The sequence below is a fragment of the Pseudomonas frederiksbergensis genome (assembly GCF_017114915.1).
In the GTDB taxonomy this organism is placed as follows: Bacteria; Pseudomonadota; Gammaproteobacteria; order Pseudomonadales; family Pseudomonadaceae; genus Aquipseudomonas; species Aquipseudomonas frederiksbergensis_I.
The window spans coordinates 126,969-152,902 of the sequence record NZ_JAAUOE010000010.1 but is presented as its reverse complement, the minus strand read 5'-3'; the positions used below and the strand labels follow the sequence as shown (position 1 = coordinate 152,902).

Genomic DNA, 25,934 nt, shown 5'->3' with positions numbered 1-25,934 from the left:
GGCTGATGTCGGCATCCAGGTTTTTACTCGTCTGCTGGGCCGCGCTGACCACGTTAAGCGTGTGCACGGTGGTGCTGGCTCAGGTGGGCGCAACGTGGCTGCTGTCCGTGGCCATTTTGCTGGTGGCGGTCGGCAAGGCCTGGCTGATCACCGATGGCTTCATGGAGATGCGCCACGCGCCGCGAGGGTGGCGCCGGTTGATGTTGAGTTGGGCGGTGGTGTTGGCGGCGGTAGTGGGGCTGACGCGAACCCTGTAGCAGCTGCCGAAGGCTGCGTTCGGCTGCGAAGCAGTCGCAAAATCAGACGCCGCGGTGTTTCAGGATGATTGAGGAGGCGGGTTTACGACTGCTGCGCAGCCGAACGCAGCCTTCGGCAGCTGCTACAGGTTGGCCCTGATACCCGACCCAAACCATCAGAATTTCTTGATCGCCATCAAGCAGGTTTCAACCCTTCGCTTCCTATCATGGACGGGCCAAGCAAAGAGGAAGCGACGATGTCAGAGACCTTCACCAAAGGCATGGCCAGGAATATCTATTTCGGGGGAAGCGTTTTCTTCTTCCTGATATTCCTGGCCTTGACCTATCACACGGAACAGACCTTTCCAGTGCGCAGCAACGAAGCGCAGCTCAGCGAATCAGTGATCCGCGGCAAGACAGTCTGGGAGCAAAACAACTGCATCGGCTGCCACACGCTGCTGGGCGAGGGCGCCTACTTTGCGCCTGAGCTGGGCAATGTGTTCCAGCGACGCGGCGGGGAGGAGGGCTTCAAACCCTTTCTGCATGCCTGGATGAAGATGCAACCGCTGGGCGTACCGGGCCGGCGAGCGATGCCGCAGTTCAAGTTGAGCGAGCAGGAGGTGGATGACATCGCCGAGTTCCTCAAATGGAGCTCGAACATCAACACCAATGGCTGGCCGCCAAACAAGGAGGGCTGAGCAATGAGTCTTGCCAATCCACATCTGAAATTCGCCTCGCAAGCCGTGGCCAAACCTTACTTCGTGTTTGCCCTGATGCTGTTTCTCGGTCAGGTGCTGTTCGGTTTGATCATGGGGGTGCAATACGTGATCGGAGACTTTCTGTTCCCGATCATTCCCTTCAACGTGGCGCGGATGGTGCACACCAACCTGCTGATTGTCTGGCTGCTGTTCGGCTTCATGGGTGCTGCCTACTACCTGATTCCGGAAGAGGCCGACCGCGAACTGCACAGCCCGAAGCTGGCGATCATCCTGTTCTGGGTATTCGCCGCCGCGGGCGTGCTGACGATCCTCGGCTATCTGCTGGTGCCTTATGCGGGCCTGGCCAAACTGACCCACAACGAGTTGCTGCCGACCATGGGCCGGGAGTTCCTGGAGCAGCCGACCATTACCAAGATGGGCATTGTGGTGGTGTGCCTGGGCTTTCTCTACAACATCGGCATGACCCTGCTCAAAGGTCGCAAGACCACGGTCAGCATGGTGATGATGACCGGGTTGATCGGCCTTGCGGTGTTCTTCCTGTTCTCCTTCTACAACCCCGGCAACCTGGCCCGCGACAAGTTCTACTGGTGGTGGGTGGTGCATCTTTGGGTGGAAGGCGTGTGGGAACTGATCATGGGGTCGATGCTGGCCTTCGTGTTGATCAAGATCACCGGCGTCGACCGCGAAGTCGTGGAGAAGTGGCTGTACGTGATCATCGCCATGGCGCTGATTACCGGGATCATCGGCACCGGTCACCACTTCTTCTGGATCGGTGCGCCCGAGGTCTGGTTGTGGGTCGGCTCGATCTTCTCGGCACTTGAGCCGCTGCCGTTCCTGGCCATGGTGATCTTTGCCTTCAGCATGGTGAAGAACCGTCGTCGGCAACACCCCAACCGCGCGGCCACGCTCTGGGCCAAGGGCACCACGGTCACGGCGTTCTTCGGTGCGGGTGTCTGGGGCTTTCTGCACACCCTGGCGCCGGTCAACTTCTACACCCACGGTTCGCAACTGACGGCGGCCCACGGTCACCTGGCCTTCTACGGTGCCTACGCGATGATCGTGATGACCTTGATCAGCTACGCCATGCCGCGCTTGCGCGGATTGGGTGAAGCCGCCGACGAACGCTCGCAGACCCTGGAAGTCTGGGGTTTCTGGTTGATGACCTTGTCGATGGTGATGATCACGCTGTTCCTCACCGCTGCCGGTGTCGTGCAGGTGATGTTGCAACGCTGGGCTGTCGACGGCAGTGCCTTGCCATTCATGGCCACGGTCGATCATCTGAGCGTGCTGTTCTGGGCGCGTCTGGGTGCCGGTCTAGGCTTCTTCGCCGGGTTGCTCTGTTATCTGTTGAGCTTCAGGCAGCGTGCTCGCGCAGCCTTGCGCGCCCCGGCTGCGGTTGTCCGTTCATGAATGGGTGCAATGGCTAGAAAAGGTCGGCCCGGCTGATACAGCGGGCCGTTTTTTGGGTTCCAGCAAGGGCAAGCATCATGGCGTTTACCGTCGAACTGGAAGAATGGGTGGGCAGCGCCTGGCATCGTTTCATCACCCGGCGTGCCAGCCCTGATTTCCCTGAAGCGCGGGTTGAACTGGCCAGTCAGCAACGGTCGCTGGCGCTGTTGTTTCGCGCCATGGGCGGCGCCAATGGCATCGCGGTGGAAGCCGCCAGCGACCGCGATCTGCTGCTGCGGCGCAACCTGTTGCAGCAAATCGCCGGCACCTGCAAACAAGTGCCGTTGGCGTGGTGCGACGAGAGTAATTTTCGGCTGCCATCGAGCCTGGCGGTTTTTCCTGAAGTCGCACTCAATGAGGAACTCTATCGTTGGCTTGCCTTGCTGGCGGCACAGGCCGGGCAGATGCGCCACTGGGGCCGGGACAATCAACGCTGGACGCAACAGCTGCTGCGGCGCTATCCCGCGCTGCGTGCTCGCTACACACGCCTGGTCGATGCCCATCTGCAATTGCGCCCCGATCCGGCCTCGTTGAACGCCAGTGAAGCCGCACTGGAACGGGCGTTGTGCCAGGCGTTGCGCGAACCCGGCAGCGTCGAACATTTCCCGCGCAGCGAACGGGCCGCATGGCCGCTGCCGCTGTGGTTGTACCCGCCGCAAAACCTTGCCAGCCCGCAGGCTGCCGATCTGGGGGATGAGTCCGAAGAATCGTTGACGACGCCGCCCGGTGAACAGAAGAGCGGGCGTAAACGCGCCACACGGATCGATGAAAGCACCCGTGAAGGCGGGCTGTTGGTGGTACGCCTGGAAAACCTGTTCAGCTGGACCGAGCACGTGGACCTGGATCGCTGGTCGGACGACAGCGAGGACCCGGACGCCGCCCGGGTCGCCGACGACCTGGACGAACTGACCCTGTCGCGCACACGCCTGCGCAAGGGCGGCGGTCTCAAGCTGCACCTGGATTTACCGCCAGCCGATGTCGACGACATTCCCCTGGGCGAGGGCCTCAAGTTGCCGGAGTGGGACTATCGCAAACAACAAATGCAGGCGCGCTTCGTCAACCTGCAAATGAGGGTGCCCCGCGACTGTGAGGCACAGCCGCTGCCGCCACGCTTGAAGGCCTCGGCACACCGCTTGCGGCGCCAGTTCGAGCACCTGCGCAATGATCGCCAGTGGCTACGCCAGCAACCCCAGGGTTCTGAGCTGGACATGCAGGCCTGGCTGGATTTTCACGTTGAGCGTGAGCAGGGCCAGTGCGCCGAACGCGGTCTGTTCATGGAGCAACGGCAGACGCGCCGCGACCTGGCGTGCCTGTTGCTGGCCGACGTGTCGATGTCCACCGACGCCCACCTCAACGATGAGCATCGGGTCATCGACGTGATCCGCGACAGCTTGCTGCTGTTTGGCGAAACCCTGTCGGTGCTGGGGGATGAGTTCGCCCTGTACGGGTTTTCCTCGCTGCGCCGCCAGCAAGTGCGCATGCAGGAACTCAAGTCGTTCACCCAGCGGTATGACGACAACACCCGAGGCCGCATCCAAGGGCTCAAACCGGGTTATTACACACGCATGGGCGCCGCCATTCGCCAGGCCACGCAACTGCTGGGCACGAGCAAGCGGCGCAGCAAACTGTTGCTGCTGCTCACGGATGGCAAACCGAATGATCTGGACCTGTATGAGGGGCGCTACGGTGTCGAGGACACCCGCGAAGCGGTGCTGGAGGCGCGGCGCCAAGGGTTGACGCCGTTCTGCATCACGATCGATCGCGAAGCCGGGGATTACCTGCCGTACATGTTTGGCGCCAATGGCTACACCTTGATCCGTCAGCCCGAGCAGTTACCCCTGCGCCTGCCGCAGTTGTACCGCCAACTGACCCAACCGTGATCTCCTTGACCACCTGCGTCCCTGTAGCAGCTGGCGTAGCCTGCGTTCGGCTGCGCAGCAGTCGTAAAACCATTCACCGCGGTGATTCAGGAATACCGTGGGTTCAGGATTTGCGACTGCTGCGTCCGAACGCGGCCCGAGCCGAACGCAGCCTCGCACGCTCGGCAGCTGCTACAGGGGATGTGTGTGGTCTTCAGTTGCGCGGCAACCAGAAGAACATCACCACGCAAAAGATCGTCAGGCCAACGCAAAACCACATGAATCGGCGCTGCCGACGTTCCCCGGCGCGTGCAGCCAGTGCCGGCAAAGGCATGCCACATTGGTGGCACTCGGTCGCTTGCGGTGGGTTGGCGTGTTGGCAATACAGGCAGGCGGGCATGGCACTCACTCGAACTGTTCCAGGCGCAGACGATCAAGAATGGCGATCTGGCGGCCCTCCTGAGTGATGATGTTTTCATCGATCAGGCGGCGGATGATCCGCGAAAAGGTTTCCGGCTGGATCGACAGATGTCCGGCAATCAGTTGCTTGGCCATCGGCAGCTCGAATTGGCAGTCAACAGGCTGCAAGCGCACCAGTTGCGTCAGCAGATAACGCACGACCCGGTGGGTGGCGTTTTTCAGGGACAGGGTTTCGATTTCGTTGACCCGTTGATGCAAACGAACGCAGAGCTTGCCCAGCAGCGCGAAGGTCAGCCGGCTGTTGCTCTGCAACAGGCGCATGTAGGTGCTGTTGGATAACCGATAGAGCTGGGTGGGGCAGACCGCTTCGGCCGAGGCCACATAGTTGGGGGTGTCCATCAGCATCATCGCCTCGGCGAAGGTTTGCCGCTCGCTGATGACCTCGAACACTTTCTCCTGCCCATCCGGTGTCAGTCGGTAGATCTTCACCGCGCCGGCAATGATGAAATAGAACGCATCGGCCGGCTCACCCTGACGGAACAATGGCTCGCCTTTGTCGATGCTCAGCAAGTGGCTGGTACTCATCAATTCGTCCAGTTGTTCTTCGTTCAACGGCTCGAACAAATGATGACTGCGCAGAATCTGGTGATGGACGCGGTGAAGCACCATGAGAATTCATCCTGAAGGTAGAGAAGGGGACTGGTGATCAAGTCAGACGAGGCCCAGGGAAACGCCGCTGGCCACGGCCAGGATTGAGGTCAGCACCACGAACCAGGCCAGTGGCTGGATGACTTTTTTCATGACGACTCCGGGGGATCGGTTTATTTGATTTCCAGAAGCTTGAGCAAGACATGGGCCAGGCCTGGAGGCCTTTATTTAGCGGGGTTCTCAAGTGCGAGGGTAAAAAATACCCTGATGATTAGGGTGCAAATAACCCTTTAATGGTCATTTGTACCCTGTAGGAGCGTGGCTTGCCCGCGAAGAACGATGACGCGTAATGCCTGAAAACCGCGGTGCATTCTTCGCGGGCAAGCCACGCTCCTACAGTGCGCGTTAACTCCGGAATTGGGGCATGCCCCTTGCACACTTGATCTGCGACAACGGCAATTGATCGGTAATACCCGATAATTGCTCCTGGATTTACCTCGGCGCCTGCGGGTTGGCGCAAGGTCGGCAACAAGGTAGAGGAGTGGTTTTATGCAAGTGCTTGACCGCCGTAAAGCAATGGCAATCACGCCGCTGTTTCGTCTGGCCTTTCGACCATTTTTCCTCGCCGGTAGCCTCTTGGCGGTGCTGGCCATACCGCTCTGGCTGGCGGCCTTCAGTGGCTCGATTTCCAACTGGCAGCCGGCAGGCGGCTGGTTGGGCTGGCATCGGCATGAATTGCTGTTCGGATTCGGCCTGGCGATTATCGCGGGCTTTTTGCTGACGGCGGTGCAGACCTGGACCGGTCGCCCCGGCCTCAGTGGCAAACCGTTGGCGGCGCTGGCGTTGCTGTGGTTATTGGCGCGAGTGGCCTGGCTGGCCAACGCGCCATGGCCGTTGCTCGCGGTGCTGGAACTGGCGTTCCCGTTGGCAGTGGCGGTGCTCATGGGCTTTACCCTGTGGAAGGTGCGGCAGAAGCGTAACTACCCGATTGTGGTGGTTTTGCTGTTGTTGGCCGGGGCCGACGGGTTGTCCCTGTATGGCCTGGTCGAGGGGCATGAAGGCTGGCAACGCCAGGGCGTGCTGAGCGGCCTCTGGCTGGTGGCGGCGATGATGGGGTTGATCGGCGGGCGGGTCATTCCGTTCTTCACCCAGCGTGGCCTTGGTCGGGTTGAAGGCGTTGCAGCCTGGCCCTGGCTGGATCGACTGCTGTTGATCGGGTCGCCGCTGGTGGCGTTGCTGTATGCCGCGGGACCGGCGCTCAACCCCAATGTCTGGGTGGGCCTGCTGTTCGCGGTGCTGGCGGCGGGGCATCTGCTGCGCCTGGTGCGTTGGCATGACCGGGCACTCTGGCGCGTGCCGTTGCTGTGGTCGTTGCACCTGGCCTATGGCTGGTTGGCGGTGGCCTGTCTGGCAATGGCGTTGTGGCACTTCGGCGTGCCGATCAACCCGAGTCTGGCGGTGCATTGCCTGACCATTGGGGCCATGGGCGGCCTGGTGTTGGCGATGATCGCCCGGGTCAGCCTCGGCCACACCGGTCGCCCCCTGGAACCGCCATCAGGCATGACCCTGGCGTTCATTCTGCTCAACCTGGCGTGTTTGAGCCGGGTGGTGTTGATCCTGTTCTTGCCCTTGGGCGCATTGTGGCTGGCCGGCCTGTGCTGGGCGCTGGCGTTTGCGCTGTACGCCTGGCGTTATGGGCCGATGCTGCTGCGAGCCCGGGTCGACGGTCATCCGGGATGAGCACGCGAACTGACAGAGGCTGGCGCTGATGTACCCCTTTCTACTGGTCACCCACCTGCTGGCGGCTATTGCTTTCATCGGTACGCTGTTTTTCGAGGTGGTCATCTGGCATCGCGCCCGCCAGCCGTTGACGGACGTTGCGCAAGCGACGGCGGATCAGGCGATTGCGCTGCGTTCGCGTAAAGTCCTGCACGGCGTGGTGTTGCTGTTGTATGGCGCCGGCATCGGCCTGGCGTGGCAGTACCGGGGTGCATTGAGTCAGCCGCTGGCCAGCCAGTTTGGTACGTTGCTGAGCCTGAAAATCCTGTTGGCCCTGAGCATCATTGGTCACTACTTGCTGTTGGCGTATTGGCTGACCCACGCGCGCCTGACCGCGACCCGCGCCAGCTGGATCCGCCGCAGTATCCTGGGGCACATGGTGTTGATCGTGATCCTGGCCAAGGCGATGTTCTATTGGCACGGCTGATCGCAAGCCGTTCCGGATAAACAAAACCCGCGTCAACCGGTGGGCTGACGCGGGTTGGGCGGGATCAGCAAGCGATCAATGACGAGGGTTCAGGGCGTTGATGAACAACACATTGTTTTCCAGATGGATGTGTTGCATCAGGTCATCTTTAAACTCCAGCAACCCGCGGTAGAGTGCGCGCCAGGTGTTGCAGGCATCGGCAGGCGGGGTGATGTGATGGGTCAGGGCGAGCATCTTCTCCAGCGCTTCGCCGTGTTGATCATGTTCAAAGCGCAGCACCTGGATCGGCGGTGCGGCCTGGGGTCCGATGCCTTGTTGCAGCATCGGGAACAGCACTTGTTCTTCCTTGAGCATGTGGCCTTCGAGTTCTTGCTGCATGTCGGTCAGCAGATCGGCCAAGCCGTTGGGGCAGCTGCTGCGCGCACCGTGGACCTGCTCGACGCGGCGAGCCAGACGGATCAGTTCCGGCAGTTGCTCGCGATGGCGGGCGTGGTAACGCGTCAGGAGGTGGGCGATCAGCAGTTCCAACGGCTCGTTGCGCCAGTCGTGCTGGGTTTCGCCGGCGTCTTGCAGCAAGCTCAGGGCGTCGGCAATCAGGACCGGATCGAGGTGTTTGCCAAGGGCTGCTTCACGCAGGCTTTTATGCCCGCCGCAACAGAAGTCCAGTTTGAAGGTGTGGAAGATCCGGGTGGCACCGGGAATGTCGCAGGCCAGTTGGCCGAGGCTTTGTTCCAATAGGGTCTGGCTCATCAGGGTTCCTTGTTTGGGTTTCAACGGTTCTCCAAGCTCATTGCACCCGGCATGCCATTTTTAACGTATTGAAAAACATGGATTAATTTTTAGTTGTGGTGATATTTACCCTGATGCTTCAGGGTGAATCCAACCATAGAGGGTGATGACTACCATGCTGCGAGAAAGCCTGGCGGCCGACCTGATCGTCGAGTTGCCCAATGCCGTGCGGTTGCAACGACTGGTCCAGACCCTGCGCGAATACTTCAACAGTGGCGCCGTGGGCTTGCTGCGTCTGGATGACGACAGCCTCAGGCCGGTTGCGACGGTGGGGCTGGTGCATGAAGCGTTGGGGCGCCGGTTCGTCATCGCCCAGCATCCTCGACTGGCGGCAATCATGGCGTCGCGCGAGCCGACCTGGTTCGAGCCCGACAGTCGCCTGCCGGACCCCTACGACGGCCTGCTCGACAACCACGTCGGCGAACCGCTGCCGGTGCATGACTGCATGGGCGTGAGTCTCTATGTCGAGGGGCGGATCTGGGGCGCGATCACCCTCGATGCGCTGCATGCCGGGACCTTTGACAGCCAGGCGCGGGAAGAACTCAAGCGTTGCACCCTGCAGATCGAAGCCGCCGTGCGGGTCACTCGCCTGGAACAGGAAAACCGCAGCTTGCGTCTGTCCCGCAGCGATCCCCAGGACTTGCGAATGCCGGTCGGCGAGGGCGAGATCCTCGGGCAGAGTGAGGTGTTGCACCAGTTGCTCAATGAGCTGGATGTACTGGCCGACTCCGATTTGCCGGTGTTGCTGCTGGGCGAGACCGGCGTCGGCAAAGAGCTGTTCGCCCGGCGCTTGCATCGTCTTTCGAGGCGTCACCACAAGCCGCTGATACAGGTCAACTGCGCCGCCTTGCCGGAGTCGCTGGCAGAGAGTGAGTTGTTCGGGCATGTCAAAGGCGCCTTTTCCGGCGCCACCAGTGACCGTGCCGGACGCTTCGATGCCGCCAATGGCGGTACGCTGTTTCTCGATGAAGTCGGGGAGTTGCCCTTGAGCGTGCAAGCGAAATTGCTGCGCACCCTGCAGAATGGCGAGATCCAGCGCTTGGGCGCCGACAAGCCGTTGCACGTCGATGTGCGCATCATCGCCGCCACCAACCGGCACCTGCCGGACAGCATCCGCGACGGCTTGTTTCGCGCCGATCTGTATCACCGGCTTTCGGTGTACCCGGTGCCGATTCCGGCCCTGCGCGAACGCGGCCACGACGTGTTGCTGCTGGCCGGGCATTTCCTTGAACTCAATCGGGCGCGGCTCGGCCTGCGGGGCTTGCGCCTGTCGCCGGCGGCCGAACGCGCGCTGCTGCTTTATACCTGGCCGGGCAATGTGCGCGAACTGGAACACGTGATCAGCCGGGCCGCGTTGAAGCAGCTCAGTCGCGGGACGAGTCGCACGTTGATCATGACGCTGGAGCCTGAGGTGCTTGATCTCGACAGCGCGATGACGGCACCGGCGTCGATGCTCGAGCCATCCCCGGACGTGACGGCTGATCTGCCGTTCCAGCCGTTGGGCGAAGCCGTCGACGATTACCAGCGGCAAAAAATTCTCCACGCCTTGAGTCTTTCCGGGGAGAACTGGGCCAGCGCCGCGCGGTTGCTGGAAGTCGATCCGAGCAATCTGCACAAACTGGCCCGGCGTCTGCGCCTTAAGTAAGCCAGGGGCGGCGCCGCATGTTGATGGCGGTCAAGGTGGTGTCGCGCAGTGCCTCGCACACTGCGCAAAACCTTCCCGGAGATCACTGTCATGCCCCTTTCCCTGGCCCAAATGCGCCGCAACTACACCCTTAATGGCCTGCAGGATGAAGCAGCGCTGGACGATCCGCTGGCGATGTTCCGGCAATGGCTGCAACAGGCCCGCGACACCGAGTGCGCACCTGTCGAGGCCAACAGCATGGTGCTGGCGACGGTCGACGATGAAGGGCGGCCGCACTGCCGGGTGCTGCTGCTCAAGGGGTTGAGCGATGAAGGTTTTACTTTCTTCGGCAATTACCAGAGCGACAAGGGGCAGCAACTGGCGGCCAATCCCTATGCCGCCATGACGTTTTTCTGGCCGGGGCTGGAGCGCCAGGTGCGTATCGAAGGGCAGGTGTCCAGGCTCGACCCGAAACTCTCGGATGCGTACTTCGATACCCGCTCGATGGCCAGTCGTCTGGGGGCCTGGGCCTCACCGCAAAGTCGTCCGTTGGCCAGTCGCGCCGCGCTGGAATCCATGCTGGCGCAAACCATCAAACGCTTCGTCGGCCAGACCGTGTCGCGCCCCGAGCATTGGGGCGGCTATTGCTTGCACCCTGAGCGTCTGGAGTTCTGGCAAGGGCGGGCTGACCGTTTGCATGATCGAATCGACTACCGTTTACGCGAGGGCGTATGGCAACGCAGCCGCTTGGCGCCTTGAACACTGTGTAGGAGCGGGCTTACCCGCGAAGGCGTCATCTCAGTCGATGCATGTGTTGAGTCGACTATCGCCTTCGCGGGCAAGCCCGCTCCTACAGGTGTTCATTGTCCCCATCGAGATACCTCCTTGGAGGAATAGGCTCGCTCGCCATTCCGGTTCAGGCTTTGGGCCATACCCTCATCTACGGGAAAACCTGGATATGGCCCATCTGGCGCAACGCAGTTTCGAACCCCTGAACATCGCCGTGCTGACCATCAGCGATACGCGCACCTTTGACACCGACACCTCGGGACAGACCCTGACCGATTTGCTGCAAACCGCCGGGCATGTGTTGATCGATCGGGATCTGGTCAAGGACGACATCTATCAGATCCGCGCCAAGGTCTCCCAGTGGATCGCCGACCCCCAGGTGCAAGTTGTATTAATGACCGGCGGCACCGGTTTCACCGCTCGCGACAACACACCGCAAGCGGTGTTGCCGCTGCTGGACAAACACGTGGAAGGCTTCGGCGAATTGTTCCGCCAGGTGTCTCTGGAGGAAATCGGCATGTCCAGCCTGCAGTCCCGGGCACTGGCCGGCATGAGTAACGGCGTACTGGTGTGCTGCGTTCCTGGCTCGCCGGGTGCCTGCCGGACCGCCTGGAACAAGATCCTGCTCGAACAACTGGACAGTCGCACCGGCCCGTGCAATTTCGCCCCGCATTTGAAAGCGCAGGCGCAGCGGGTCATCGACGCCTGCGAGGCACGCCCATGACCGGCCGGGTGTGTGACCTCGGCAACCTGATGCCCGTGGACGAGGCCATCAGCCGTCTGCTCGACCAGGCACCGCCACCGCCCCTGGCGCATATGATCCCGCTGGATCAAGCCATGGGACGAGTGCTGGCGGCGGACATCCAGTGTCCGGTGAACCTGCCGGCCTGGGACAACAGTGCCATGGACGGTTATGCCCTCAGGGCCGCCGACCTGCCGTCGGAAGGTGGCTGTTTGTCGATTGGCGGGCGAATTGCGGCAGGGGATCAAGCGTGCTCGCCTTTGCTCGCGCAGCACGCGGTGCAAATCTTTACCGGCGCGCCGTTGCCACCGGGTGCCGACACTGTTGTGCCGCAAGAGCGCTGCCGGGTCGAGGGCGGGCGTGTCTGGTTCCCGCCGGTAACCATGGGTGATCACGTGCGCAAGGAGGGTGAGGAAGTGCGTCGCGGGCATCTGTTGCTCAAGGCCGGCAAACGCCTGCGCGCACAGGAACTGGGGTTGCTGGCCGGCGCCGGGATCGCCCGGGTCGAGGTCTATCGGCCGTTGCAGGTGTGCCTGCTCAGCAGCGGTAATGAACTGCGCGAGCCGGGCGATCCCTTGGCGCCGGGGCAGATTTACAACAGCAACCGGTATTGCCTCGCTGCGTTGTTGCGCGGCTGGGGTGTCGAGGTGCATGACTATGGCGTCATGGCCGATGAACTGGCGGTCAGCCGGCATGCCTTGAGCCTGGCGTCTTCGGAATGCGACCTGCTGCTGAGCTCCGGTGGCGTGTCGGTGGGCGAGGAAGATCACCTCAAACAGGCCATCGAGGAACTGGGCCGCGTGGATTTCTGGCGGCTGGCCATGCAGCCCGGCAAGCCGCTGGCCTTTGGCGAAGTGGCCGGCAAACCCTGGATCGGCATGCCGGGCAACCCGTCGGCGGCGCTGATCACCGCGTTGGTGGTGGTGCGTCCGTTTCTGCTCAGGGCCCAGGGCGTGACGGACGTGCTGCCGGTGCCGCTGGCCGTGCCGGCCGGGTTCGACTGGCTGCAGCGCAACAAGCGTCGGCAGTACCTGCGGGCCAAATTGACGCCCGGCACCGACGGCCAGTTGCGTGTGGAACTGCACCCTCAGCAGAGCTCGGCGATGTTGACCGCCGCGTGCTGGGCCGACGGGCTGGCGGTGATCGACTGCGAGCAGCAAGTGCTCAAGCACGACAACGTGTTGTTCCTGCCTTTTGCCGACCTGATGCATTGAGGGCAATTGATTGCCGTCAAGGCCGTGCCTGCCGGTCTGGCTAGACTGGCAGCGCGTTTTTCATGAGGATTACCCATGCAACTGGTCTGCCCGGCAGGGAACCTGCCTGCGCTCAAAGCGGCGGTGCGCCAAGGCGCCGATGCCGTGTATGTCGGCTTTCGCGATGACACCAACGCCCGGCATTTCGCGGGGCTGAACATGGACGACAAGCAGTTCGACGCCGCCGTCGCCCACATTCGTCAGCATCAGCGCAAGCTCTACGTCGCGGTCAACACCTACCCGCAACCCAAAGGCTGGGAGCGCTGGCAGCGGGCGGTGGATCGTGCGGCCGATTTCGGCGTGGATGCGCTGATCGCCGCCGACCCCGGAGTGCTCAACTACGCCAGTCAGCGTCACCCGCAGCTGGCGTTGCACCTGTCGGTCCAGGGCTCGGCGACCCATGCCGCGGCGCTGGAGTTCTATGCGCAGCGCTACGGCATTCGTCGCGCGGTATTGCCGCGGGTGTTGTCGTTGGCGCAAGTACGCCAGGTCGCCGCCAGCAGCCCGGTGCCCATCGAAGTGTTTGGCTTCGGCAGCCTGTGCATCATGGCCGAAGGGCGTTGTCACCTGTCTTCCTACATTACCGGCGAGTCGCCGAACCTGTGCGGCGTCTGTTCGCCGGCCAAGGCGGTGCGCTGGAGCGAAGACGCCGAAGGCTTGAGCGCGCGACTCAGCGAAGTGCTGATCGATCGCTACACCCCTGACGAATCGGCCGGTTACCCGACCTTGTGCAAAGGCCGTTTTCTGGTCGAGGGCAAACGCTTTCATGCGCTGGAGGAGCCCACCAGCCTCGACACCCTGGACTTGCTGCCGGAACTGACGGCCATTGGCGTCGAAGCGGTGAAAATCGAGGGCCGGCAACGCAGTCCGGCCTATGTCGAACAAGTCACCCGTGTCTGGCGCGCGGCGCTGGATGCCCATCGCGGCGCGCCGGGCAGTTTTCGGGTCAAGGAAGAATGGCGTCAGGTGCTGGCCGGTTTGTCCGAAGGCAGCCAGACCACCCTGGGTGCTTATCATCGATCATGGCAATGAGGGGCTCGACATGAAACTCAGCCTGGGACCGGTCCTGTTTTATTGGGACAAAGAGCAACTTAGCCACTTTTACGCCGAGATGTCGGCCTTGCCTCTGGATGTGATTTACCTGGGGGAAACCGTGTGCTCGAAACGCCGGGCCTTTTCACTGGATCAATGGCTGGGATTGGGGCGCGAGTTGCAGGAATGCAGCCAGGCGCAGTTGGTGCTTTCCAGCCTGACGCTGATCGAGGCGGCGTCCGAACTCTCCAGCCTGCGCCGGCTGTGCGACAACGGCCAAATGTTGGTGGAAGCCAATGACATGGGCGCGGTGCAATTCCTGGCCGAGCGCAAGTTACCGTTCGTTGGGGGGCCGGCCCTCAATCTGTACAACGGTCACTCATTGGTGCAGTTGCTGGACAGCGGAATGACCCGCTGGGTGCCGCCCGTGGAATGTTCGGCGGCGCTGATTGGTGATGTGATCGGGCAGGTGCGCGAACTGAACCGTGCGGTGCCGGAAGTTGAAATCTTCGCCTACGGGCATTTGCCGTTGGCCTATTCCGCCCGCTGCTTCACCGCCCGTGCGGAAAACCGGCCCAAGGACGACTGCCAATTCTGCTGCATCAACTACCCCGACGGCCTGGCGCTGACCAGCCAGGAAGGGCAGCCGCTGTTCACCCTTAACGGTATTCAGACGATGTCGGCCCAGGTGACCAATCTGCTGGCCGATTATTCCGGGCTGGTGGCCTGCGGTGCCGATCTGTTGCGCCTGAGCCCTCGTGCTCAGGGCATGGCCGAAGTGATCGCGGCCTATCAACGGGTTCGCCTGGGCGAGACACCGCCGCTGTTCGTCGAAGGGTGCAATGGTTACTGGCATGGCCAGGCCGGCATGCTGCGCGTCGAGGAGGTCGGCCTGTGTTGAATCGGAAGAAGTGGCTGTTGAAAGGTGCCGACCGGTTGCTGCCGCTGGTGCGCCGGGTGCCTTTTGCCGTGCAGCGCCTGGCGTTGCAGCAGGCGCTGAATCGCTGCCTCGCCGAGCCATTGCGCGATGGCGAATTTGAAGTGTTGCGTGGGCGTTGGCTGTGCCTGCGGATTGCGGATCTGGGCTTGTCCTGGTACCTGACCTTCAGTCGTGAAGGATTGCGGATCGCCCGGCACGCCACGGCGGATGTGACGATCAGCGGCAACTGGCGCGAGTTTCTACTCCTGGCGAGTCGTCAGGAAGATCCGGACACGCTGTTCTTTCGTCGGCGCCTGGTCATCGAAGGCGATACCGAACTGGGGCTGGCGCTGAAGAACCTGATCGACAGCCTTGACCCCGACGTATTGCCGGTCTGGCTGTGGCGCAACCTGGAGCGGGCAGGGAAGGGGCTGGCGGCAGGGTGACTGACACAAATCACCCGTAGGAGCGGGCTTGCCCGCGAAGGGGCCGGCCCATACAACATTGATGTTGACTGACACACCGCCTTCGCGGGCAAGCCCGCTCCTACAGGTGATTTGTGTGGGGCTCACTGGCAATCAATCCGAACTGGGGCTGGCTTGCCGGTTTGGCTGTGGCGCCATCTGGAGCGGGCAGGGAAGGGCCTGGCGGCGGGGTGACTGACACAAATCACCCGTAGGAGCGGGCTTGCCCGCGAAGGGGCCGGCCCATACAACATTGATGTTGACTGACACACCGCCTTCGCGGGCAAGCCCGCTCCTACAGGTGATTTGTGTGGGGCTCGCTGGCAATCAACCGCCTGATCCCTTCAAACAACTCATCACTCTGCGCCTGTGTGCAGTCCTCGCCATAGCGTTTGCGCAGCCCGTAATGGCTGAGAATCAGGTGCACATCCGCATGCAGGCCATGCTGCTTGAGGCAGTTTTCAACACATTGCAGGGGGCAGCCGTCCAGCGCGAAGATCCGCCGTCCCGAGCGCGCTTTGTTGACCAGCGCTGCCACATGCCCGCCGACACCAACGATGCAGGACATTTCGGCCAGGCCACTGCGGTCCAGCCGCACGGCCAGGGTGTTGGCCAGTTGGGCGACGTTGGAGCAACCTGAGCAGGAGTAAACCAAAGGCAGGGTTGAATGGGGCATTTGCACTCTCCGTGGATGGGCTCTGTCAGTGTGCAAGACCCGTGGTATCGCGCCTTGATGACGGTCAATTCCGGCTATTGGAAAGCCGCCAGTTCTTCTTCCGCGAGGATGCTGATATGGCGCCGTTCCATGGCGATCAGTCCGCTTTCCACCAGGCGATGCAATATCCGCGAAAAGGTTTCCGGTTGAATCCCCAGCTTCGACGCCACCAGGCGCTTGGACACCTGCAAGACAATCTGGCCGGTCACCGGGTGGCGTTCCTGGAACAGGAAATTGATCACCCGGCGGGTGGCACTGGCCATGGTCAAGGTATCGATGTCGCGCAGACGCAGGTGCAGGTGAACGCTCATGCTCGCCAGGATGGCCAGGCAGACTTTCGGCTGGTCCTCCAGGGCATTGCGGTAATGGTTGCCGTCGATACTTACCAGCACGCTGTCCTTCAGTGCGGTGGCGCTCACCGGATACAGACGCGCCTGGCTGAATAACAAAGCTTCGGCAAAAGTCTGGCCGGGCTGAATGATCTCCACCAGGTTTTCCTGGCCTTCGCCGGTGAGCCGGTACAATTTGACCTGGCCACTGACCAGCAGGAAAAAACGCCTGGCCGGATCCCCTTGATGCATGAGCGTGCCATGACAACTCAGGCGTTTGAGCATGGCCAGGCTGCAGACTTCTTCGAAGACTTTCTCCGGCAGTTGGCTGAACAGATGATGACGGCGCAACGTTAAAACGATGGAAGGGTGGGTCAGCATGGCGTACCTCCGCTGACCGTCATAGTAGAGAGCGCGGGCCCGATGACCTATGCCTCTACAGGCCTACCTCCAAGGAGGGATGCCTGTCAGCCCGCATTGCGCAGATGCTCCATGGCCCACACTGCCGCCTCTACCCGCGAGCGCAAACCGAGTTTGTGCAGCAGGTTTTTCACATGGACCTTGACCGTTCCTTCGGTGATGCCCAATTTGTGCCCGATGACCTTGTTGCTGAAGCCGCTGGCGATGGTTTTCAGCACCTGACGCTCACGCTCGGTCAGTTCCACCACCGCCTGACGCGCAGGTGCCCGCAGCGCCTGCGCCATGACTTGGGTCAGGCCCGGGCTGATCACCAGGACGCCGTTCAAGGCATCTCGGATGTACTGAATCAACAGTTCGGGCTCCATGTCCTTGAGCAGATAGCCGTCGGCATCCAGGCGCAGGGCGTCGCGAATATCGTCTTCGGCGTCCGACACGGTGAACAGCAGCACCTTGCCGGTGTAGTGCATCGCCCGCAATCGGCGCAGGGTTTCGATGCCATTCATTTGCGGCATGTTGTTATCGAGCAGGACCAGATCCGGTTGCAGCGGCTCGATCAGGCTGAGTGCTTCTTCACCCTGGCTGGCTTCGCCGACGATCAGGAAATCATCTTCGAGTTCGAGCATCTGACGAATGCCGTGACGCATCATCGGGTGATCGTCTACCAGCAGGATTTTGTGTTGCGGGGACGGGTTCATGTGGCGCTACCTTCTGTTTGCTGCCCGAGAAATTCCGGGTGGAATTCCAGTTGGACACGGGTGCCTTGGGGCTCCCTGGAAAATATCTGCAGCTGGCCGCGCAGGCTGCGAGCCCGCTCATCCATGATGTTCAGGCCATGGTGTTCGCGTTGATCGACGTTGCCGCTGAATCCACGCCCGTCGTCTTCGACCGACAACCTGACGGTCTCGCCGTCCTGGCGCAGTTGTAGCCAGGCGTTTTGCGCATGGGCATGGCGCAGGCAGTTGGAGAGCGCCTCGCGGGTGATCTGCAGAATGTGGATTTGTTCGCTGGCCGATAGCTGGAAGGCCAGCGTGTCGACGTGCAGGTGCACCTGAAATTCTCCGCGACGGGAAAACTCCTCGGCCGTGTCCTTGAGTTCCTGTACCAGTCCCGCGTCGTGAATCTGCAAGCGAAACGTGGTCAGCAACTCGCGCAACTGGCGATAGGCATTGTTCAGTCCCTCGCGCAATTCGGCGGTGACGGTTTCCAGGGTCTGGACCGGTTCGCCCCGGCGCATCAAGGTCTGCATGCGGCTGACTTGCAGCTTCATGTAGGACAGGGCCTGGGCCAGTGAATCGTGCAGTTCGCGGGCGATGATCGTGCGTTCTTCGAGCAGCAGCAGGCGATGATCCTGTTCCCGTTGACGCTTGAGCGAGAGTGAGGTGCCGATCAGATTGGCCAGGGCCTGGATCAGTTGGGTTTCCCAGGCTTGCATGGGGTGCCCGTCGACAAAGTGCGCCTTGAGCTCACCCAGTTCACTGCCCTGGTTGCTGATGCTGAAGATTTGCGGGTTGGTTTTAGGATGTCGCTGGCACGTGGCGCAGTCGCTACTGGCGCAGACTTCCCGGATGTTCGCGCCATGCAGGGCGAGCAACTGCTGGGCCGGTGCCTGCAGCTGCCCCTGCAGACACAGCGACAGGCGCAAGCCGGGCAGGCGTTGCTGGAAGCGGCGGATCAACTCATCCAGGCCTTCGGCATTGGCCAGGCGTGTGGCCAGGCTTCGGCTGCTTTGATACAGAAGCTCCAGGGCGGCATTGGCTTGTTGCAGGTTCAGGGTTTTTTGCCGGACCTGACTTTCCAGGGTGCGATGCGACTCTTCGATCGTCTCGGCCATGGTGTTGAAGCTCATGGCTAACTGGCCCAGTTCGTCCTCGGACTGATGGTTGACCCGCACCTTGAAGTCGCCGCGACGAAAGCGCTGGGTTGCATCCACCAACTCCTTTAAAGGGGTGACAACGCCGTACTGCAGTTCGTAGAGCCCGAGCAACAGGACAATCATGGTGGTGAACAGGGCCAGGCCCTGGATCGCCTGTTGCCAGCCTTGCTTTTGTTCGCTTTGGCGCTGCAACAGATTGACGAACTGGTTCAGTTGCTCAACGAAGGGCAGGGCCTGGGCTTGAAAGGCCGCTGCATCGCCGCGATCCAAGGCCGGACGCAAATCCTCGCTCCAGCGTTGCTGGATTTGCCCGTAACTGATTTGCAGGGCGGTGGTCGGGCCATCTTCCAATACTGCCTTGAGCGAGTGGCTGTTCAAGCGGTATTGCAGGCTGTCGGTGATGGTTGCGATTTCTTCGCCGGTGGCGCCGGCGGCGAGTTTCCAGCTCAGGTGATAGGTCTCCATGCGTACCGAGCCTGCAGTGTTGATGGCGGCGGCATCGCCCTGGCTGAACCAGGCAATCAGCCCGGCGCTCAATGAACTGGCGAGCGCCAGCACGGCGATCAGGATCACCGCCAGCCCGGCGCGAGCGGGCAGGGAGCTGCGCAACCAGCGGATCATCGGCGCAGGTCCGGGAAAACGATCAGAAAACAGAGCATGCAAAGTTCCAGCGTCGGGTTTTGCCGCCCATCCAGGGCGCGCTACCTCTAAAGAGTTGTCGACAGTTCCTTGTCAGCAAAAGCGTCGGCTTAAATCCTTAACAAGCTGATAAATAAAGGGTTTTAAGCTTTTATTGGACTACCTCCTTGGAGGTAGGCAGTGCAAGCATAGGCTTGGGGACCCATGGGCTTCGTTGATATGGGTCAAGTTTTTGCGGGGTTTGCCTCTCTAGTCTGCCGGCATGGCTAACTGACGGGAGAGCATTTGTGACCCAACCGCGTGTACGACAAGGCTTGGTGCTGGGCATGAGCACGCTGGCCTTCACGGTGTGCTTCATGGTCTGGATGATGTTTGCCGTGCTCGGAGTGCCGATCAAGGAACTGCTCCAGCTCAACGAAACCCAATTCGGCCTGCTGGCCGCGACCCCGGTGCTGACCGGCTCGCTGGTGCGTTTGCCGCTGGGTTTGCTGACCGACCGCTTTGGCGGGCGCAGTGTGTTCTTCCTGCTGATGCTGGTCTGCGTCGCGCCGCTGTATTTGATCAGCCACGCCACCGCCTACTGGCAGTTCCTGGTGCTGGGTTTGTTCGTCGGCCTGGCCGGCGGCTCGTTTTCGGTGGGGATTGCCTACGTCGCCAAATGGTTCGACAAGGAGAACCAGGGCTTTGCCATGGGCATCTTCGGTGCCGGTAACGCCGGGTCGGCGGTGACCAAATTCCTGGCCCCGGCGCTGATCGCTGCCGGCAGCTGGCACCTGGTGCCGAAAGTCTTCAGCGCCATCCTGTTTATCACCGCGCTGCTGTTCTGGTTCCTGACTTCAGAAGACAAGGGCCATCGCAGTGCCTCGGGCGCCAGTTTGCGTGAGCAACTGAGGGCGTTGAAGGATCCTGCGGTGTGGCGCTACTGCCAGTACTACTCGATTGTCTTCGGTGGCTACGTGGCCCTGGCCCTGTGGATGACCAAGTACTACGTACAGGAATACGGTTTCAGCCTGCAAAGCGCCGCGCTGCTGGCGGCCTGTTTTTCCCTGCCCGGAGGCGTGCTGCGTGCCGTCGGCGGCTGGATGTCGGATCGCTGGGGCGCGCAAAGCGTGACCTGGTGGGTGTTGTGGGTCAGCTGGATCTGCCTGTTCCTGCTCTCGTATCCCCAGACCCAACTGCAAGTGCAGACCATCGACGGCCCGTTGAATTTCCACATTGGCCTGAGCCCCGCGCTGTTCACCGTGCTGCTGTTCGTCATGGGCATCGCCTTCGCGTTCGGCAAGGCCTCGGTTTTCAAGTACATCGCCAACGACTACCCGAAAAACATGGGCGCGGTGTCCGGCATCGTCGGCCTGGCGGGTGGCCTGGGCGGTTTCGTGCTGCCGATCCTGTTCGGCGCCCTGGTGGACCTCACCGGCGTGCGCTCTTCCTGCTTCATGTTGATGTACGGCGTGGTCTGGGTCTCCCTCACCTGGATGTACTTCAGCGAAATACGCAAAAGCCCGGTGCTTGGTAAAGAGCCGCTGCTGACCCCGTCCCCGATTTCCAGCATTGCCCAAGGAGAAGAACATGTCCGTTCTGCAAACGCCTGACAAAGGCCCGGTCATTCATGACTGGCGCCCCGAGGACCCCGCGTTCTGGGGGAGTAGCGGCAAACAGACCGCCACGCGCAACTTGTGGATTTCCATTCCAGCGCTGTTGTTGGCCTTTGCGGTGTGGATGGTCTGGAGCACGGTGATTGTGCGGTTGAACGCCATCGGCTTCAACTTCACCACCGACCAACTGTTCTGGCTGGCGGCGTTGCCGGGGCTGTCCGGAGCGACCCTGCGGATTTTCTATTCCTTTATGGTGCCGATCTTCGGTGGCCGGCGCTGGACCGCCCTGAGCACCGCGTCGCTGCTGTTGCCATCGATCTGGATGGGCTTCGCCGTGCAGGACCCGACTACCTCCTATAGCGTGTTCGTGTTGATTGCCTTGCTCTGCGGTTTTGGTGGCGGCAACTTTGCCTCGAGCATGTCCAACATCAGCTTCTTCTATCCCAAGTCCCAGCAGGGCACAGCCTTGGGCCTCAATGCCGGGCTGGGCAACCTGGGCGTCTCGGTGATGCAGTTCTGTGTGCCGCTGGTGATGACCTTCGGTGTGTTCGGCTTCATAGGCGGTTCGCCGCAAGCACTGCCGGACGGCGGCCAGTTGTGGCTGCAAAACGCCGGGTTCATCTGGGTGCCGTTCATTGTCCTGGTGACGGTGCTGGCCTGGTTCGGCATGAATGACCTGTCCAGCGCCCGGGCCTCGTTCAGCGAGCAGGCGGTGATCTTCAAGCGCAAACACAACTGGCTGATGTGCTGGTTGTACCTGGCGACCTTCGGTTCGTTCATTGGCTTTTCCGCCGCGTTTCCGCTGCTGATCAAAACCTCCTTTCCTGACGTCATCGCCTTGAAATTCGCCTTCCTCGGCCCGTTGGTCGGTGCGCTGGTACGTCCATTGGGCGGCTGGCTGGCGGACAAACTCGGCGGCGCGAAAGTGACCTTGTGGAACTTCGTGTTGATGATCGTGATGGTGTTCGGCGTTCTTCACTTTCTCCCCAAGGACGGCCACGGCGGTAGCTTCTACGGCTTTCTCGGCCTGTTCATGCTGCTGTTCATCACCACGGGCGTGGGCAACGGTTCCACCTTCCGGATGATCCCGGTGATCTTCCGCACCCAGCACGAAAAAGCCGCTGCCGGAAAACCACCAGCGGTGCGCGAACAGGCGCTCAAGGATGCCGGCAAAGAATCGGCCGCCGTCCTGGGCTTCAGTTCGGCCATGGGCGCCTTCGGTGCGTTCTTCATTCCCAAATCCTTCGGCACTTCGATGGCCCACACCGGCGGCCCGGAGATGGCCTTCTACATGTTCGTCGGTTTTTACCTGAGCTGCATCGTCGTGACCTGGTGGTGGTACGCCCGCAAAGGCGCCGCAACCCCCTGCTAAGCCGACCCGAATCCAACCATTGCGTGGGCGGGGCACAGAACCCCGCAGCAAGCCTGAGAGGACACACCGTGAGTCATTTACTGGATCAACTGCGGTTTTTCAATCGCAAGCAAAACGAGTTTTCCGACGGCCATGGAGAGACCCGCAAGGAGTCTCGCGATTGGGAGAACGTCTACCGTTCGCGCTGGCAGTACGACAAGATCGTGCGTTCCACCCACGGGGTGAACTGCACCGGCTCCTGCTCGTGGAAAATCTACGTCAAGAACGGCCTGATCACCTGGGAAACCCAGCAGACCGACTACCCGCGTACCCGCAACGATCTGCCTAACCATGAACCCCGTGGTTGCCCGCGTGGCGCCAGTTACAGTTGGTACATCTACAGCGCCAACCGGCTCAAGTACCCGAAAATCCGCAAGCCGTTGCTCAAGCTCTGGCGTGAGGCGCGCCTGACCATGGCGCCTGTCGAAGCCTGGGCCAGCATCGTCGAGAACAAGGCCAAGGCTGACTCGTATAAAAGCAAGCGCGGCATGGGTGGCTTCATTCGTTCGAGCTGGGAGGAAGTTAACGAGATCATTGCCGCGTCCAACGTCTACACCATCAAGACGTACGGCCCCGACCGGGTCGTCGGCTTCTCGCCAATCCCTGCGATGTCGATGGTCAGCTACGCCGCCGGCGCGCGTTACCTCTCGCTGATCGGTGGCGCCTGCCTGAGCTTCTACGACTGGTACTGCGACTTGCCTCCAGCCTCGCCGATGGTGTGGGGCGAGCAGACCGACGTGCCGGAATCGGCCGACTGGTACAACTCCAACTACATCATTGCCTGGGGCTCCAACGTTCCGCAGACCCGTACCCCCGACGCGCACTTCTTCACCGAAGTTCGCTACAAGGGCACCAAGACCGTGGCGATCACCCCGGACTACTCGGAAGTCGCCAAGCTCACCGACCTGTGGCTCAACCCTAAACAGGGTACCGACGCGGCGCTGGCCCAGGCGTTCAACCATGTGATCTTCAAAGAATTCCACCTGGACAAGCCGAGCGCCTATTTCACCGACTACGCCAAGCGCTACACCGACTTGCCGGTGCTGGTACTGCTCAAGCCAATGGCCGATGTGGCACCGGGCGCCGGTTACCAGCCCGACCGTTTCCTGCGCGCCAGTGACCTGACCGACAACCTGGGCCAGGACAACAACCCGGAATGGAAAACCATCGCCCTGGATGCCAACGGCGAGCTGGTGTCGCCGCAGGGCTCCATCGGTTATCGCTGGGGCGAGAAGGGCAAGTGGAACATCCTGCCTCGCGAGGGCGGCGAAGGTCGTGAGATCGACCTGAAACTCAGTCTGATCGGTGAAGACGTCGCCGAAGTGGCGTTCCCGTACTTTGCCGGTGAATCGCAAGAGCACTTCCAGCACGTGGCCGGCGATGCCGTGCAATACCGCCGCGTACCGGTGCACAGCGTGGTGCTGGCGGACGGCAGCGTGGCCAAAGTGGCCACCGTGTTCGACCTGTCGGCCGCCAACCTGGCGATCGATCGTGGCCTGGGTGGCGCTAACGTTGCCAAGGATTACAACGACGCAAGCGTACCTGGCACCCCGGCCTGGCAGGAGCAGATCACTGGCGTGAGCCGCGAGAAAGCCATCCAGATCGCCCGTGAATTTGCCGACAACGCCGACAAGACCCGTGGTCGCTCGATGATCATCGTCGGCGCGGCGATGAACCACTGGTACCACATGGACATGAACTACCGCGGGCTGATCAACATGCTCATGCTCTGCGGGTGTGTCGGTCAGACCGGTGGTGGTTGGGCGCACTACGTCGGCCAGGAAAAACTGCGTCCGCAATGCGGCTGGTTGCCCCTGGCCTTCGGCCTGGACTGGAACCGTCCGCCACGCCAGATGAACGGCACCAGCTTCTTCTACGCCCACAGTTCGCAATGGCGCCACGAGAAGATGAGCATGCACGATGTGCTCTCGCCATTGGCCGACAAGTCGCAATTCCCCGAACATGCGCTGGACTACAACATCCGCGCCGAACGGGCCGGCTGGTTACCCAGCGCTCCGCAACTCAACACCAACCCGCTGAACATCTGCCGCGATGCTGCCGCCGCCGGCATGGACCCCAAAGACTACGTGGTCAAGTCGTGGCAGGACGGTTCGCTGCGTTTTGCCTGCGAACAGCCGGACAGCCCGGTCAACTTCCCGCGCAACATGTTCATCTGGCGTTCCAACCTGCTGGGCTCCTCGGGCAAGGGCCACGAGTACATGCTCAAGTACTTGCTGGGCACCAAGAACGGGGTGATGAACGAAGACATCGGTCAGGTCGGCGATTGCAAGCCCGAAGAAGCCGAATGGGTGGACGAGGGCGCCATCGGCAAGCTCGATCTGGTCACCACCCTGGACTTCCGCATGTCCTCAACCTGCGTCTATTCCGACATCGTGTTGCCGACCGCGACCTGGTACGAAAAAGACGACATGAACACCTCGGACATGCACCCGTTCATTCACCCGTTGTCGGCTGCGATCGACCCGGCGTGGGAATCGCGTTCCGACTGGGAGATCTACAAAGGCATCGCCAAGGCATTTTCCGCCATGTCCGAAGGACACCTGGGCGTCGAGAAGGACCTGGTGACCGTGCCGTTGATGCACGACAGCGTGGGCGAACTGGCCCAACCGTTTGGCGGCACCGATTGGAAAACCGCCGGGGTGGCCCCGGTGCCGGGCAAGAACGCGCCGAACCTGCAAGTGGTAGAGCGTGATTACACCAACATCTACAAGCAGTTCACCTCGCTGGGTCCATTGCTGGAGAAACACGGCAACGGCGGCAAGGGCATCAACTGGAACACCGACAAGGAAGTGAAATTCCTCGGTGAGCTCAATCATCGCGAAGGGGCTGCGGGTATCAGCCAGGGTCGGCCGAAAATCGACACGGCCATCGATGCCGCAGAAGTGATCCTGTCCCTGGCGCCGGAAACCAACGGCCATGTGGCGGTCAAGGCCTGGGCGGCGTTGTCGGAATTCACCGGCATCGACCACAGCCACCTGGCGCTGTCGAAAGCCCACGAAGCGATTCGTTTCCGCGACATTCAGGCGCAGCCGCGCAAGATCATTTCCAGCCCGACCTGGTCGGGGCTCGAGGACGAACACGTCAGCTACAACGCCGGCTACACCAACGTCCATGAAGACATCCCATGGCGCACCATCACCGGTCGCCAGCAGTTCTACCAGGATCACCCGTGGATGCAGGCGTTCGGCGAGCAGTTCATGAACTACCGGCCACCGGTCAACACCCGGACCATCGCCGGGGTGAAAGGCAAGCGCGGCAATGGCGAGACTGAAATCGTCCTGAACTGGATCACCCCGCACCAGAAATGGGGTATCCACAGTACCTACACCGACAACCTGCTGATGCTCACCTTGAGCCGTGGCGGCCCGATTGTCTGGCTCTCGGAGAACGACGCCAAGAGCGCGAACATCGAGGACAACGACTGGGTCGAGTGCTTCAACGCCAACGGTGCATTGACCGCCCGTGCGGTGGTCAGCCAGCGCGTCAAGGACGGCATGGTGATCATGTACCACGCCCAGGAACGGATCGTGAACGTGCCCGGTGCGCAGACCACCAAGACCCGTGGCGGCCACCACAACTCGGTGACCCGCGTGGTGCTCAAGCCCACCCACATGATCGGCGGCTATGCCCAGCAGGCCTACGGTTTCAACTACTACGGCACCGTCGGTTGCAACCGCGACGAGTTTGTCGTGGTGCGCAAAATGTCCAAAGTTGACTGGCTCGATGGCACAGACGGCGATGCCTTGCCGCGTCCACTGCCGACCGACATCGAGGAGAACTGA

Annotated in this window: 23 protein-coding genes; 16 read left to right on the top strand and 7 right to left on the bottom strand. The window is 61.5% G+C overall.

Annotated features, from left to right (window positions below; genetic code table 11):
• Positions 1 to 5 precede the first annotated feature (5 nt).
• From HCU66_RS10490 to HCU66_RS10475, 4 genes are all read left to right on the top strand, one after another.
• Positions 6 to 257, top strand: coding sequence for a cytochrome C oxidase subunit IV family protein (locus HCU66_RS10490; RefSeq protein WP_205888418.1), 252 nt, complete (start codon positions 6 to 8; stop codon positions 255 to 257).
• 236 nt (positions 258 to 493) lie between these two features.
• Positions 494 to 934 (top strand): c-type cytochrome, encoded by a 441-nt coding sequence (locus HCU66_RS10485; RefSeq protein WP_205888417.1) that lies wholly within the window; start codon positions 494 to 496, stop codon positions 932 to 934.
• Positions 935 to 937: 3 nt separating this feature from the next.
• Positions 938 to 2,365: a cbb3-type cytochrome c oxidase subunit I gene (locus HCU66_RS10480; RefSeq protein ID WP_205888416.1), complete on the top strand. Its 1,428-nt coding sequence runs from the start codon at positions 938 to 940 to the stop codon at positions 2,363 to 2,365.
• A 77-nt stretch (positions 2,366 to 2,442) separates the two neighbouring features.
• The gene (locus HCU66_RS10475; protein WP_205888415.1) at positions 2,443 to 4,284 is read left to right on the top strand and encodes a nitric oxide reductase activation protein NorD; all 1,842 of its coding nucleotides are present in this window, start codon (positions 2,443 to 2,445) and stop codon (positions 4,282 to 4,284) included.
• A gap of 193 nt (positions 4,285 to 4,477) precedes the next feature.
• Here the strand turns inward: HCU66_RS10475 and HCU66_RS10470 are convergent, their stop codons facing one another.
• Positions 4,478 to 4,663, bottom strand: coding sequence for a protein DnrP (locus HCU66_RS10470; protein ID WP_241015450.1), 186 nt, complete (start codon positions 4,661 to 4,663; stop codon positions 4,478 to 4,480).
• 5 nt (positions 4,664 to 4,668) lie between these two features.
• Entirely contained in the window at positions 4,669 to 5,352 is a 684-nt protein-coding gene (locus tag HCU66_RS10465) for a Crp/Fnr family transcriptional regulator (RefSeq protein WP_205888413.1), read from the bottom strand.
• A 528-nt stretch (positions 5,353 to 5,880) separates the two neighbouring features.
• Between HCU66_RS10465 and HCU66_RS10460 the strand changes: the two genes are divergently transcribed.
• Together HCU66_RS10460 and HCU66_RS10455 are read left to right on the top strand one after the other, a co-directional pair.
• Positions 5,881 to 7,071 (top strand): NnrS family protein, encoded by a 1,191-nt coding sequence (locus HCU66_RS10460; RefSeq protein ID WP_205888412.1) that lies wholly within the window; start codon positions 5,881 to 5,883, stop codon positions 7,069 to 7,071.
• A 28-nt stretch (positions 7,072 to 7,099) separates the two neighbouring features.
• Positions 7,100 to 7,537, top strand: a complete 438-nt coding sequence (locus HCU66_RS10455) for a hypothetical protein (protein WP_205888411.1) — start codon at positions 7,100 to 7,102, stop codon at positions 7,535 to 7,537.
• A 75-nt stretch (positions 7,538 to 7,612) separates the two neighbouring features.
• Here the strand turns inward: HCU66_RS10455 and ytfE are convergent, their stop codons facing one another.
• Positions 7,613 to 8,287: an iron-sulfur cluster repair protein YtfE gene (ytfE, locus tag HCU66_RS10450; RefSeq protein ID WP_205888410.1), complete on the bottom strand. Its 675-nt coding sequence runs from the start codon at positions 8,285 to 8,287 to the stop codon at positions 7,613 to 7,615.
• A 154-nt stretch (positions 8,288 to 8,441) separates the two neighbouring features.
• On the opposite strand from ytfE, the gene norR reads away from it, so the two are divergent.
• The 7 genes from norR to ubiT all read left to right on the top strand — a co-directional run bounded on the left by norR (position 8,442) and on the right by ubiT (position 15,131).
• Positions 8,442 to 9,971, top strand: a complete 1,530-nt coding sequence (gene norR, locus HCU66_RS10445; RefSeq protein WP_205888409.1) for a nitric oxide reductase transcriptional regulator NorR — start codon at positions 8,442 to 8,444, stop codon at positions 9,969 to 9,971.
• Between the two features lie 90 nt (positions 9,972 to 10,061).
• Complete coding sequence (gene pdxH / locus HCU66_RS10440) at positions 10,062 to 10,709, top strand: pyridoxamine 5'-phosphate oxidase (protein ID WP_205888408.1); 648 nt, start codon at positions 10,062 to 10,064, stop codon at positions 10,707 to 10,709.
• Between the two features lie 199 nt (positions 10,710 to 10,908).
• On the top strand, positions 10,909 to 11,463 hold the full coding sequence (gene moaB / locus HCU66_RS10435) for a molybdenum cofactor biosynthesis protein B (protein WP_205888407.1): 555 nt from the start codon (positions 10,909 to 10,911) through the stop codon (positions 11,461 to 11,463).
• Positions 11,460 to 12,695 carry a molybdopterin molybdotransferase MoeA gene (locus tag HCU66_RS10430; protein ID WP_205888406.1) on the top strand — a complete coding sequence of 412 codons (1,236 nt, stop codon included), beginning with the start codon at positions 11,460 to 11,462 and terminating at the stop codon, positions 12,693 to 12,695. Before moaB ends, HCU66_RS10430 begins: the two co-directional genes overlap by 4 nt.
• 75 nt (positions 12,696 to 12,770) lie before the next feature.
• Positions 12,771 to 13,766 carry a ubiquinone anaerobic biosynthesis protein UbiU gene (gene ubiU, locus HCU66_RS10425; protein ID WP_205888405.1) on the top strand — a complete coding sequence of 332 codons (996 nt, stop codon included), beginning with the start codon at positions 12,771 to 12,773 and terminating at the stop codon, positions 13,764 to 13,766.
• Between the two features lie 10 nt (positions 13,767 to 13,776).
• Positions 13,777 to 14,667, top strand: a complete 891-nt coding sequence (locus HCU66_RS10420) for a U32 family peptidase (protein ID WP_205888404.1) — start codon at positions 13,777 to 13,779, stop codon at positions 14,665 to 14,667.
• Positions 14,661 to 15,131 (top strand): ubiquinone anaerobic biosynthesis accessory factor UbiT, encoded by a 471-nt coding sequence (gene ubiT / locus HCU66_RS10415; protein WP_205888403.1) that lies wholly within the window; start codon positions 14,661 to 14,663, stop codon positions 15,129 to 15,131. The genes HCU66_RS10420 and ubiT overlap by 7 nt, the downstream gene beginning before the upstream one ends.
• Positions 15,132 to 15,444: 313 nt before the next feature.
• Here the strand turns inward: ubiT and HCU66_RS10410 are convergent, their stop codons facing one another.
• The 4 genes from HCU66_RS10410 to HCU66_RS10395 all read right to left on the bottom strand — a co-directional run bounded on the left by HCU66_RS10410 (position 15,445) and on the right by HCU66_RS10395 (position 19,107).
• Entirely contained in the window at positions 15,445 to 15,825 is a 381-nt protein-coding gene (locus HCU66_RS10410; RefSeq protein ID WP_205888402.1) for a putative zinc-binding protein, read from the bottom strand.
• A 74-nt stretch (positions 15,826 to 15,899) separates the two neighbouring features.
• On the bottom strand, positions 15,900 to 16,574 hold the full coding sequence (locus tag HCU66_RS10405; RefSeq protein ID WP_205888401.1) for a Crp/Fnr family transcriptional regulator: 675 nt from the start codon (positions 16,572 to 16,574) through the stop codon (positions 15,900 to 15,902).
• Between the two features lie 86 nt (positions 16,575 to 16,660).
• Entirely contained in the window at positions 16,661 to 17,308 is a 648-nt protein-coding gene (gene narL / locus HCU66_RS10400; protein WP_205888400.1) for a two-component system response regulator NarL, read from the bottom strand.
• Entirely contained in the window at positions 17,305 to 19,107 is a 1,803-nt protein-coding gene (locus HCU66_RS10395; protein WP_205888399.1) for a HAMP domain-containing protein, read from the bottom strand. The genes narL and HCU66_RS10395 overlap by 4 nt, the downstream gene beginning before the upstream one ends.
• A 305-nt stretch (positions 19,108 to 19,412) precedes the next feature.
• On the opposite strand from HCU66_RS10395, the gene HCU66_RS10390 reads away from it, so the two are divergent.
• From HCU66_RS10390 to HCU66_RS10380, 3 genes are all read left to right on the top strand, one after another.
• Complete coding sequence (locus HCU66_RS10390; RefSeq protein ID WP_205888398.1) at positions 19,413 to 20,717, top strand: MFS transporter; 1,305 nt, start codon at positions 19,413 to 19,415, stop codon at positions 20,715 to 20,717.
• The gene (locus HCU66_RS10385) at positions 20,695 to 22,092 is read left to right on the top strand and encodes a NarK family nitrate/nitrite MFS transporter (protein ID WP_205888397.1); all 1,398 of its coding nucleotides are present in this window, start codon (positions 20,695 to 20,697) and stop codon (positions 22,090 to 22,092) included. The genes HCU66_RS10390 and HCU66_RS10385 overlap by 23 nt, the downstream gene beginning before the upstream one ends.
• 68 nt (positions 22,093 to 22,160) lie before the next feature.
• The gene (locus HCU66_RS10380) at positions 22,161 to 25,934 is read left to right on the top strand and encodes a nitrate reductase subunit alpha (RefSeq protein WP_205888396.1); all 3,774 of its coding nucleotides are present in this window, start codon (positions 22,161 to 22,163) and stop codon (positions 25,932 to 25,934) included.